Origin of the sequence: Vibrio mimicus CAIM 602, from assembly GCF_000338875.1 — a bacterium.
In the GTDB taxonomy this organism is placed as follows: Bacteria; Pseudomonadota; Gammaproteobacteria; order Enterobacterales; family Vibrionaceae; genus Vibrio; species Vibrio mimicus.
Map to the genome: position 1 here is coordinate 14963 of NZ_AOMO01000020.1, position 11926 is coordinate 26888.

Genomic DNA, 11926 nt, shown 5'->3' on the forward strand with positions numbered 1-11926 from the left:
CACAAATTCGTATTGCTGCCACCTACATGCGTGGGGGAACCAGCAAAGGTGTGTTTTTCCGTCTGAATGATTTGCCGATTGAAGCGCAGCTTCCCGGTGCTGCCCGTGATGCCTTGTTGCTGAGAGTGATTGGTAGTCCTGATCCTTATGGCAAGCAGATTGATGGCATGGGCGGCGCGACATCGAGCACCAGCAAAACCGTGATTGTCAGTGCCAGTTCGCGTGAAGATCACGATGTGGATTATCTGTTCGGGCAAGTGGCGATAGATAAGCCGTTTGTTGATTGGAGCGGAAACTGCGGCAATCTTTCCGCTGCGGTGGGGCCGTTTGCGATCCACGCAGGGCTGATTCCCGCTGAACGTATTCCGCACAATGGCGTAGTGGCGGTGAAAGTGTGGCAGGCCAACATCAGCAAAACCATTGTGGTGCATGTACCGATTGTCAATGGCGCGGTGCAGGAGTGCGGTGAATTTGAACTCGATGGTGTGACCTTTCCGGCTGCCGAAGTGCAGGTCGATTTTGTGGATCCTGCGGATGACAGCGGCGCCATGTTCCCAACCGGTAACGTGATGGATGATTTGCAAGTGCCGGGTATCGGCACGTTCAATGCCACATTTATCAACTCGGGTATTCCGACCATTTTTGTCGATGCCGAAGCGCTCGGCTATCAAGGCACTGAGCTGCAAGATACCATCAACGGTGATCCACAAGCCTTGGCGAAGTTTGAAACGCTGCGCGCTTATGGCGCACTGAAAATGGGGTTGATTGAGCGCATTGAAGAGGCGCAAAACCGCCAACATACGCCAAAAATTGCTTTTGTCAGTGGCGCGAAAAGTTACTTAGCTTCAAGCGGTAAGCCAGTAGATGCGGATTCGGTGGATCTGCTGGTGCGTGCGCTCTCGATGGGCAAACTGCATCACGCCATGATGGGCACGGCCGCTGTGGCGATTGCCTCTGCAGCAGCAGTACCGGGCACGTTGGTCAATTTGGCCGCGGGGGGGGGGAGCGTACGTCAGTCACGTTTGGTCATCCCTCTGGCACTTTAAAAGTCGGAGCGAAAGCCAAGCAAGGCGAGCAAGGGTGGCAAATTGAGCGCGCGATCATGAGTCGCAGCGCCAGAATTCTAATGGAAGGATGGGTACGCGTTCCCGCAAATTACGCTGCCCTCAGTGAGAGCAAGGAGTAATGCGATGTCTGCCTATCAAGAGCAATATCAATGGTCGAAAGAGCAGCCCGAAGCCTTCTGGCGTAAACAAGCGCAGCAGATCGACTGGTTTCAACCGCCGCAAACTATTTTGGCCAATGACGAGCACGGTATTGAGCGCTGGTTTCCTGATGGCGTGCTCAATACCTGTTGGTTAGCACTCGATTATCACTGTGAACAAGGCCGTGGCGATCACACTGCGCTGATTTACGATTCTCCCGTGACGGGCAAAAAGCAGCGCTACAGCTACTCGGCACTGCGTGACAGTGTGGCGAAAATTGCCGGTATGCTGGCTGCGCAGGGGGTAAGCAAAGGTGATCGCGTTATCATCTACATGCCGATGATCCCAGAAGCGGCCATGGCGATGCTAGCTTGTGCGCGCTTGGGCGCCATTCACTCGGTCGTGTTTGGTGGCTTCGCACCGAATGAGCTGGCAGTGCGGATTGAAGATGCGGAGCCGAAAGTGATCATGACCGCCTCGTGTGGCGTGGAAATCAATAAGGTGATTCCCTACAAGCCAATGGTCGATAAAGCCATTATGGATAGCCGCTGGAAACCCGAAAAAGTCTTGGTTTATCAGCGCAGCGAATGTCGCGCTGAGCTCACTCATGCACGTGATTTGGAATGGAACACGGTCGTGCAATCGGCCACGCCACACGGTTGCGTGCCTGTGTTAGCCACCGATCCGCTGTATATCCTCTACACCTCAGGCACCACTGGCAAACCGAAAGGGGTAGTGCGGGATAATGGCGGCCATGCGGTCGCGCTCAAGTATTCAATGCAGATCATCTACAACATGCCGCAAGACGGGGTGTTTTGGGCGGCTTCGGATGTGGGTTGGGTAGTGGGTCATTCCTACATCGTGTATGCGCCGCTGCTCCATGGCTGCACCACCATTTTGTATGAAGGCAAACCGGTACGTACACCCGATCCCGGCGCGTTTTGGCGAGTGTGTCAGGAGTATCAAGTGACTGTGCTGTTTTCTGCACCGACTGCGTTTCGTGCCATCAAAAAAGAAGATCCCGATGGTGAGTATTTAAAACAGTACGATTTGTCGGCGTTAACCACCATTTTTATGGCCGGAGAGCGGCTTGACCCACCGACCTTGGAATGGGTACAAGCCAAAACTTGCAAGCCAGTGATCGATCACTGGTGGCAAACCGAAACAGGTTGGGCGATTGCCGGAAACCCAACGGGGCTAGAGCTGATGCCAGTCAAAGCAGGCTCGGCAACCAAACCGATTCCCGGTTATCAGGTTGAGATTCTCAATGAATTAGGCGAAAACATGCCCGCCAATCAGCAAGGTTTTGTGGCACTGAAAAGGCCACTACCACCAAGCTGCTTGCCTACCGTGTGGCGTAACCATGACCGTTTTGAGTCGGGCTATTTGGCACAATTTCCTGGTTACTATGTGTCGGGCGATGGCGGCTATCTCGATGAAGAAGGGTATCTCTTCATCATGGGTCGTATTGATGATGTGATAAACGTCGCGGGTCATCGACTATCGACGGGCGAGATGGAAGAGATCGTCGGCGCACACCCAGCTGTCGCGGAATGCGCAGTGATTGGCATTCATGATGAGCTGAAAGGGCAGTTGCCACTGGGTTTAGTGGTGCTGAAAGATGGGGTGAAGATTGATGCGCAAACGTTGGAATCTGAGTTGGTGGCCAGCGTGCGAAATCAGATAGGTGCGGTGGCCTGCTTCAAACATGCCATGGTGGTGGAGCGCTTACCGAAAACGCGATCAGGCAAAATTCTGCGCCGTATCATCCGTCAAATTGCTGATGGCGAGAGTTACACCATCCCTTCTACGATTGATGATCCAATGAGTCTGAATGAACTGGAAAAAGTGTTTCAACACTGATTTCGTATGCTAACACTGAGAAAGTGCTCCTATTGGGGCACTTTTTAGTTACCCATCTCATGTATGTGACAAAGATAACAACCTGATTGCACAAAATCCCTACAGTCAAAGCTGATTTTTTTCCGCACTTCCTATACAATTTCGCCCCACTATAAATTGATAATAATCACAAAATGATCAACTTCTCACTCTCGGCGGCAAGCAGTGCAGACTTAGAGCAACTCAATCAGTTGATGTTTCAGTTGCATGATGAGCACCATCAGCAGTGCCCTGAACATTTCAAAACCGCGGAAGAGATTGAGCAAGAGAAAAGTATCGCTCGTTATTTGGATGATCCAGAATGCTTAGTGTATGTGGCTAAGCAGCAAGATCAGGTGGTGGGTTTTATTACTGGTCATTTTTGTGAGCTGGTTTCGACCGTTAGTCAGGCGGTTGCGATGGGCAGTGTCGATGAACTCTATGTGGTTCCGGCATTTCGTGGACAAGGGATTGCCAGCCAGCTATGTCAAAAATTAGAGCAGGTTTTCAAAGACTATGGGGTGAAACAGATGTTTGTTGAAGTATGGGACTTTAACCGCTCTGCCCAAGACTTTTATCAGGATTCTGGATTCGTTCAGCATATTCACTGGTTACGTAAGCCGCTTGTTTAAGTCAGTTCGTTTTTTAAAAGGAAACAGTACCTTGTTGGCACATGTTCGAGCACTCTTGTTGGTGTTGGGTTTCACCTTCTGTTTAGGGATCTCTTTTTCGGCGTTGTCCAGCCAAGAAGAGGATTCTGCTTATCGCGGCGCATTATGTTTGATTCGTGCCGATAACAAATTGGTGATGACGAAAGAGGTACTCACCGGAAAGCTTTCACTCCCCGGCGGCACTATTGAAGCGCGTGAAACGCCACAAATGGCGGCTCAACGTGAAACATGGCAAGAGACAGGAATGGTTGTATCCGTTGGTCGTCTGCTCGGTCACACCGCTACTGCTTTGGTGTATGAATGCATCAGCGAATCACAAGTTATTGCGTACTCGTACCAAAATGGCTTAGGTGGCTATGAGCTGCCAATTTGGTTTGCACCGGATTACGGGGTAGAAACTGTCTCTGCGATGCTGGTTACGCCAAGTTATATTAAGGCGGCACAGTATCGTTATGCGGAGCAGTGGAACGCCATAAACGACATGTTCAAATCGAGTGCTGATCAATCGGTTGACTATGTGGCTGAGCTACACAAGGCAGCACCCAAGTTTCAGCAGATGGAATTAGAGTGGCTCAACCAGTTGCAACATGCTTTCGCCCAAGTGCAAAAGAGCATGCCGTGGCTGCAACATCTGATCTTAACTGGGATGATTTTTAATCTTCCTGTGATGGGTTTAGTGCTGTTTCCGCTCATTTATTGGCAGTTTGGCAAGCCATATTGCTACAAAATTATGTTTGCGATGACGGTGACGTCACTGCTTTGTTTGGTTGCCCAGCAAGGCTTTGCTTTACCAAGGCCACATGTTTACCAGCCGGGATTAGAGCTATTCCCGAGCTACGGTTTCGCATTTCCTAATTTGCCAGTGGCATTGTGGAGCTGTTTAGGTGTACTTCTGTGGCATGCGCAACAAGAGTTTACTCATCGTTGGGTAATGCGAGGCTGGACAGGCGTGTTTGTTTGGCTCTCGTTTGCTTCATTCTATTCCGGTAGTGCATTTTTAAGTGATATTGCGGCTGGCGCGTTGTTTGGTGCCTTGGTGGCTTGGCACATTATCCGTCTCGACTTGAAACCGGGTGTGAATGTACAGAACTTACTCTGTTCTAAGCCGGTTTGGTGGGGGCTGACCATCGCTTGTGCGATCCTCTCCATTATTTGGCCACAGCCTATTTTCACTCAATGGTTGGCGTTGTTGGTGACGATTTCTGGCTTAGTTACCGTGCTAAAACCTGCATCAGCTCCTCTTTCATTACGGGATGTGCTGTTGATCATCGCTTTACTGTTGTTAGCGAATGAAGGTATCTCTATGGCGATTGAACTCGTTAGCTACAGTGGATGGTATTCACTGATTGGCGAAACACTTCGCTACCCATTATTAGTTTTGCTGTTTGTCGCGCTAGTACGTCGTTGCTTAAAAGCACTCGTGGTAAGAACCGCACACTAGAAATCTGTTTTAAAGAGATAAAAAAACCGGAAGCCATGAGCTTCCGGTTTGCATTTAGTTCGGATTCAGAACGGTTTAGGCGGTTGTGTACGCGCAAACGAATTCTGCAATTTTTACCATGTCGGCAATCGCAATGTATTCTTCAGTGGTGTGGACTTTGGCCATGCCGGTTGACAGGTTTACCGTGGTTAACCCTTTAGCATTGAAGTTGTTGGCATCGCTGCCGCCGCCGCTGAGCTTGGTTTTTGGCTCAACGCCAATCGCTTCGAAACTCGCTTTAATCGCTTGGATGTGCGCGTTATCTTCTTCCAACTTGAATGCGTTATAAGCGCGAGTGGATTCAATCTCTACTTGTGCACCATGCTTCTCCGCTGCGCGCTCAAAAGTTTCGATCATGTGCTGAACTTGGGCTTCTAACTTAGCATCGTTGAGTGAACGAGCTTCCGCCACAATTTTCAGCTCAGGCATCACAATGTTAGTCGCTTGACCACCTTGTACGATACCGATGTTGGCCGTGGTTTCTTCGTCAATACGCAGCAGTTTCATTTGAGTGATCGCATCCGCTGCCACAGAAATCGCGCTGATCCCATCTTCCGGAACTAAACCCGCGTGTGCCGGTTTACCTTTGATCATCGCAACGATTTTTTGTTGGCCCGGCGCTGCGCGAACGATAGTGCCGATCGGGCCGCCTGTGTCGAGAACAATCGCTTTTTGTGCTTGCACTTTGCTCATGTCGAAGTGCTCAGAGCCTTTCAGGCCGCCTTCTTCATGCACAGTGAAGGCGATCTCAATGGTTTTATGCGCTTGCTGACTGTCACGCAATACCCGTACTGCTTCGAGAACCGCTGCAATGCCTGATTTGTCATCACCACCTAAGATGGTGTTGCCTTTGGAACGGATAATGCCATCTTCAATCACTGGCTCGATACTATTGCCCGGTTTTACCGTGTCCATATGGCAGCTAAATAGAATGCTATCGTTCAACGTGCCATCAAGACGGGCATATAGGTTAAAACCGTTCGACACATCCGCCGGAACAGGCAGTTTTTGGACGGAGAAACCGAGTTCACCCAGCTGTTCAGCTAGGGTTTCAGCAATCTGCTTTTCATTACCAGATTCGCTATCGATTTGGATCAGTTGCAGGAAATGGTCAACAAGACGTTGGGTATTAATCAGGCTCATAGGAATACCTCTTTGAGAACAGAGGCAGTCACCATGCCTGCAATCGAGTTCACAGAAGATGCGTTAAATCAAAAAAAGGCCGAAAAAGGGTGGGGAATACGTGCTTGAGTGAAGTAACCCTCACTTTGGTGAATTGAGACGCTGGATTAAGCCTTAGTACGAATTGCGAGTAACAATATTATTACATTGTAAGCTGGACTTTACTCTAATGATTAATGAGTCCTTGAGAGTGAACATAAATAGATATTTTTAACTATTTGTTAGTATTCATAAGCTTGTGGTTTGTTTTTGTACAAGATGGTTCGATTGATTTGTGGTTTTAAACGGGTGTGTTAGAAATGTAATTATTTTGTTACTTTTAACTAAGGGAGACTCATCTAACCCACTTTACGGATTGGGATTTTCTTTATTCAGCATTTCAGCCATGGTTTAAACAATCACACTCACCAAGGAAACGATGATGATGGATAGCTTAAACCCATTAGGTACAGATGGATTTGAATTTGTGGAATATACCGCCGCGGATCAACAGGGTATTGAAAGCCTCAAACAACTGTTTACTTCTCTGGGCTTTGCCGAAATTGCGAAACACCGTTCTAAGGAAGCTTGGTTATATCGCCAAGGCGACATCAATTTTATTGTGAATGCTCAACCACGCAGCCAAGCTGAAGCGTTTGCCAAAGAGCATGGTCCTTCTGTCTGCGGGATGGCCTTTCGCGTGAAAGATGCGGCCGCCGCGCTCAAACATGCTCTGGCTAATGGTGCGGTTGAATACAAAACCGAGATTGGGCCTATGGAGTTGAGCATTCCAGCGGTGATGGGTATTGGTGACAGCTTGCTCTACTTCGTGGATCGCTATGGTGATCACAGCATCTATGATGTCGATTTTCATTTTTACCCTGACAGCGAAGAACGCCTAGCGAAAGCGCAAGTGGGGCTGTACGAAATTGACCACCTCACTCACAACGTGAAGCGCGGCAATATGAACCAGTGGGCAGGTTTTTATGAGCGCATTGGTAACTTCCGTGAAATCCGCTACTTTGATATCGAAGGCAAATTAACCGGTTTGGTGAGCCGAGCCATGACAGCACCATGCGGCAAAATCCGTATTCCGATCAACGAGTCTTCTGACGATAAATCGCAAATCGAAGAGTTTATTCGTGAATACAAAGGTGAAGGGATCCAGCATATCGCTCTCAGCACGGATGATATTTATCACACAGTGAAAACCTTGCGTGAACGCGGTATGGATTTTATGCCGACTCCAGATACCTATTACGACAAGGTGAATCAGCGGGTGGTTGGACATCAAGAAGATGTCGATGCGCTGCGTGAATTGCGCATCTTAATTGATGGCGCACCGATGAAAGACGGCATTCTGCTGCAAATCTTTACCCAAACCGTGATTGGCCCTGTGTTCTTTGAAATCATTCAGCGTAAAGGAAACCAAGGTTTTGGTGAGGGCAACTTTAAAGCGCTGTTTGAATCGATTGAAGAAGATCAAATCCGCCGTGGAGTATTGACTGATGCATAAATGGATTACTTTTCCGCATCGTGAAGGCACCTGTTCAAGGCAGGCGCATGCAGACTTTCCTGAGCACGCTATTTACGAACGTGAAGCGGGGCGTAGCGGCTTTTTCGGCCCAGCGGCACATTTTCATCATCAACATGCACCCACAGGATGGAGTGAGTGGGAGGGCGAACTACGTCCACGCGCGTTCAACTTCAACCATGTTGAGGGAGTGAATGCTTTATCCCCTTGGCAAGTGCCTCTTTTACTGCATAACCATGAAGTGAAAGTGCGGATTTGGAAACTGACCCAAGCCATGCCAGCATTGGCACGCAATGCCGATGGCGATGAATTGCTGTTTATCCATCAGGGCAAAGCCGATCTCTATTGTGATTATGGCCATTTGACGGTGAGTGAAGGTGATTATGTGTTGATCCCACGCTCCACCAATTGGCGTTTAGAGCCGATTGAGCCGATGTTTATTCTGATGATTGAAAACACCGATGCAGCGTATTCACTGCCGGAAAAAGGCTTAGTAGGAAATCATGCAGTGTTTGATCCTGCGGTTCTAGACGTTCCTTCGATCAATGATCAGTTCCGAGCGCAATATTCTGAGCTGCAGACTCAAGTGCAGGTGAAGCGTCACGGGCAGATCAGCACCATTACATTCCCGTTTAATCCATTGGATGCGGTCGGTTGGCATGGCGATCTTTCTGTGGTGCGCTTGAACTGGCGCGATATTCGCCCGCTGATGTCGCACCGCTACCATCTTCCGCCTTCGGCACATACTACTTTTGTCGGCCAGGGTTTTGTGGTGTGTACTTTTGTCCCACGCCCGATTGAAAGTGATCCCGGCGCACTCAAAGTGCCGTTTTATCACAACAATGATGATTACGATGAAGTGCTGTTTTACCACGCCGGAGATTTTTTCAGCCGCGACAATATTGAAGCTGGCATGGTGACTTTCCATCCTGCGGGTTTTACTCACGGGCCGCATCCGAAAGCATTCCAAGCAGGGCTGGAGTACCGCAAAAAATTCACTGATGAAGTGGCGGTGATGATTGATACCCGCCATGCGCTGCACTTTAGCGAAGCGGCGCAGCAAGTCGAAAATCGTCAGTATGTTTACAGTTGGCAGAGTAAAAAGGAAGTAGGGCGGTATGAAGTTAGCGACCCTGAGAAATGGAACGCGAGATGGTCAGCTTGTGGTGGTCAGCCGTGATTTGACTTTGTGTGTGGCGGTGCCGGATATTGCGGGGACTCTGCAGCAAGCCTTAGATGATTGGCCAACGTTAGTGGACAAACTGCAGGATGTGTATTTTGCGCTGAACGAGCGCACCATTACTGCCCGTTTGTTCGACCCAGATCTTTGCCTCTCTCCACTGCCGAGAGCTTATCACTGGGCGGATGGCTCTGCTTATGTCAATCATGTCGAACTGGTGCGCAAAGCGCGTGGCGCAGAAATGCCTGAGAGTTTTTGGACTGATCCTCTGATGTATCAAGGTGGCTCAGATACGTTTTTAGCCCCGCGGGATCCGATCGTGATGGCTGATGAAGCTTGGGGTATCGATTTTGAAGCGGAAGTGGCGGTGGTGACTTCCGATGTGGCGATGGGAAGTTCAAATCAAGAAGCGGCGCAAGCCATTCGGCTACTGATGCTGGTCAATGATGTTTCACTGCGAGGGCTGATCCCGAACGAACTCGCTAAAGGGTTTGGCTTCTATCAATCCAAACCTTCTTCTGCATTTTCACCTGTTGCGGTAACTCCAGATGAGCTTGGTGAGGCGTGGGATGATCAACGACTCGCGCTACCTTTGCGCACTACTTATAACCACGAGTTGTTCGGTTGCCCCAACGCAGGCGTGGATATGACCTTTTCATTTCCTGAACTGATTGCTCACGCTGCAAAAACTCGTGCGTTGTGTGCAGGGTCGATTATTGGCTCGGGGACGGTCTCCAATAAACAAGGTATCGATTATGGCAGCGCGATCCGTGAGGGTGGTGTGGGCTATTCCTGTATTGCGGAACTACGGATGATTGAAACGCTGCGTGACGGAAAACCCAAAACGCCGTTTATGCAGTTTGGTGATACGGTGCGAATTGAGATGCTCAATGAGCAACAACAAAGTGTATTTGGTGCGATTGAACAGCGTGTGATGCCGCACCACAAGGAGACAGAATGAGTTTAATTCTCTACGGTTATTGGCGTTCATCGGCAGCGTATCGGGTGCGAATTGCGCTGAACATCAAACAGTTGACCTATGAGTCGCGAGCTGTGCATCTCAGCAAAGACGGTGGGGAGCAGCATCACGCGACTTTTCACCACCTGAATCCTAGTGAATTGATCCCAGTGTTGATTGATGGTGAGTTTCATTTGAATCAATCGCTGGCGATTATTGAGTATCTGGATGAAATCTATCCTGAACCTCGTTTAATCCCCGCACGCGGTGCAGAGCGTTACCAAGTGAAGGCGCTTGCGCTTGATATTGCAGCCGATATCCATCCCATCAATAACTTGCGTATTTTGCAGTATCTCTCGGCGGAGTTAGCCGTATCGGAAGATCAAAAAAACACTTGGTATCGGCACTGGATTGACACTGGTTTTCGAGGCTTAGAAGAGAAATTGAGCCAAACGGCGGGCGAGTTCAGTGTGGGGAATCGGTTATCGTTGGTCGATGTTTGCTTAGTACCACAGGTGTACAATGCGGAGCGGTTTAATCTAGATATGAGTTGTTACCCCACTTTGCAACGGGTGGCGGAAACATTGCGCGCATTACCCGCTTTTGTGAAGGCTGCGCCTGAAAATCAACCTGATGCCCATTGAGCTGGAGTCTGAGCGGTTATCTCAGGCTCCTCATCAGAAAATTGCTGCGCAATCGCGATGAAGTTCTGTTCTTCAGTCAAAAACGCTTCGATCACTTGTGGATCGAAGTGAGTGCCGCAGCCTTTTAAAATAATCGCTTTAGCTTCTTCGTGGCTCATGGGTTCTTTATAGACTCGCCGGCAAATCAAAGCATCATACACATCAGCGAGCGCCATCAAACGGGCACTCAGAGGAATGTCTTCTCCTCTGAGTCCTTGCGGGTAGCCTGAACCGTCCCATTTTTCGTGGTGCCCCATGGCGATTTCTTTGGCTGCTTTGATGAGTTCAGTACAAGCACCAGAGAGTTTTTCTGCTTTTTCCAACGCGAGCTTACCCAAGAGTGCATGGTTGCGCATGATGGCGAATTCACTATCGGTCAATTTCCCCGGTTTGAGCAGAATATTATCGGGGATGCCGACTTTACCAATGTCATGCAATGGTGCTGCTTTAAAATAGGTATCTATGATTCTTGGCGTCAGGGCTTCACGGTATCTGTCTGTCGTAGCCAAACGTTGGGCGAGCAGTTTGACATAGTGCTGAGTGCGTAGCAGATGGTTGCCAGTTTCAGGATCGCGCGTTTCGGCAAGGCTTGCCAGTGCAAACACAACCGCATCTTGCATTCGATCTAATTCGCTGGAACGGCGCAACACCTCAGTTTCCAGATAATCGTTTTGATTGAGCAGGATGTCTTTAGAAAGCTTGTTTTGCAGGTGAGTTTGTACCCGTGATTTAAGCAAAGGTATGCTCACAGGTTTAAACACATAATCTACCGCGCCGAGTTCAAAACCCAGTTGCTCATCTTCAGGGCTGCTTTTACCGGTAAGAAATATTACGGGGATGTTCTCTGTGTGCGCATTCTGCTTAATCTGGTGAATTACGTCATAGCCAGACATTTCTGGCATGACAATATCGAGCAACACGAGATCGATGGGATATTGTTCTAGAATTTCTAACGCCACTTTGCCGGAGCGTGCCGCTTTAATCCGATAGTACTGCGCCAAGCCTTGTGACATGAAGGCAATATTATCCGGTGAGTCATCGACAATCAGTATCGTGCATTGGGTCAAATCTTTCATTGACATGCGAAATATCCTATCCATCACAAAGTTTAAGGATTTGAGATCAAAATGGCATCCATTGCTTAAACTATAGCTAAACTTTGGAAATTAGCTG

General features: G+C 49.0%; 9 protein-coding genes and 1 pseudogene. 8 read left to right on the forward strand and 2 right to left on the reverse strand.

The window, feature by feature from the left end; genetic code table 11:
• Positions 1-26 precede the first annotated feature (26 nt).
• The 4 genes and pseudogenes from prpF to D908_RS15780 all read left to right on the forward strand — a co-directional run.
• Positions 27-1090: pseudogene (prpF, locus tag D908_RS15795) on the forward strand (2-methylaconitate cis-trans isomerase PrpF); the annotation flags it as partial.
• Between the two features lie 100 nt (positions 1091-1190).
• On the forward strand, positions 1191-3068 hold the full coding sequence (locus tag D908_RS15790) for a propionyl-CoA synthetase (protein WP_005522783.1): 1878 nt from the start codon (positions 1191-1193) through the stop codon (positions 3066-3068).
• A 173-nt stretch (positions 3069-3241) separates the two neighbouring features.
• The gene (locus D908_RS15785; protein ID WP_005522785.1) at positions 3242-3718 is read left to right on the forward strand and encodes a GNAT family N-acetyltransferase; all 477 of its coding nucleotides are present in this window, start codon (positions 3242-3244) and stop codon (positions 3716-3718) included.
• A 31-nt stretch (positions 3719-3749) separates the two neighbouring features.
• Positions 3750-5198 carry a bifunctional NUDIX hydrolase/phosphatase PAP2 family protein gene (locus tag D908_RS15780; RefSeq protein ID WP_005522787.1) on the forward strand — a complete coding sequence of 483 codons (1449 nt, stop codon included), beginning with the start codon at positions 3750-3752 and terminating at the stop codon, positions 5196-5198.
• A gap of 75 nt (positions 5199-5273) precedes the next feature.
• Here D908_RS15780 and D908_RS15775 read toward each other — a convergent pair whose 3' ends face one another.
• Entirely contained in the window at positions 5274-6380 is a 1107-nt protein-coding gene (locus D908_RS15775; RefSeq protein ID WP_005522789.1) for a tripeptidase T, read from the reverse strand.
• A gap of 460 nt (positions 6381-6840) precedes the next feature.
• Between D908_RS15775 and hppD the strand changes: the two genes are divergently transcribed.
• The 4 genes from hppD to maiA are packed head-to-tail and all read left to right on the forward strand — an operon-like array spanning position 6841 to position 10714.
• Complete coding sequence (gene hppD / locus D908_RS15770) at positions 6841-7914, forward strand: 4-hydroxyphenylpyruvate dioxygenase (protein ID WP_000969343.1); 1074 nt, start codon at positions 6841-6843, stop codon at positions 7912-7914.
• Positions 7907-9112 (forward strand): homogentisate 1,2-dioxygenase, encoded by a 1206-nt coding sequence (locus D908_RS15765; RefSeq protein ID WP_005522791.1) that lies wholly within the window; start codon positions 7907-7909, stop codon positions 9110-9112. The genes hppD and D908_RS15765 overlap by 8 nt, the downstream gene beginning before the upstream one ends.
• Positions 9051-10073, forward strand: coding sequence for a fumarylacetoacetate hydrolase family protein (locus tag D908_RS15760; RefSeq protein ID WP_005522793.1), 1023 nt, complete (start codon positions 9051-9053; stop codon positions 10071-10073). Before D908_RS15765 ends, D908_RS15760 begins: the two co-directional genes overlap by 62 nt.
• Positions 10070-10714: a maleylacetoacetate isomerase gene (gene maiA, locus D908_RS15755; RefSeq protein ID WP_000052753.1), complete on the forward strand. Its 645-nt coding sequence runs from the start codon at positions 10070-10072 to the stop codon at positions 10712-10714. The genes D908_RS15760 and maiA overlap by 4 nt, the downstream gene beginning before the upstream one ends.
• On the opposite strand, the gene D908_RS15750 is transcribed toward maiA, so the two are convergent.
• On the reverse strand, positions 10696-11835 hold the full coding sequence (locus D908_RS15750) for a response regulator (RefSeq protein ID WP_005522795.1): 1140 nt from the start codon (positions 11833-11835) through the stop codon (positions 10696-10698). The genes maiA and D908_RS15750 overlap by 19 nt on opposite strands.
• Positions 11836-11926 lie beyond the last annotated feature (91 nt).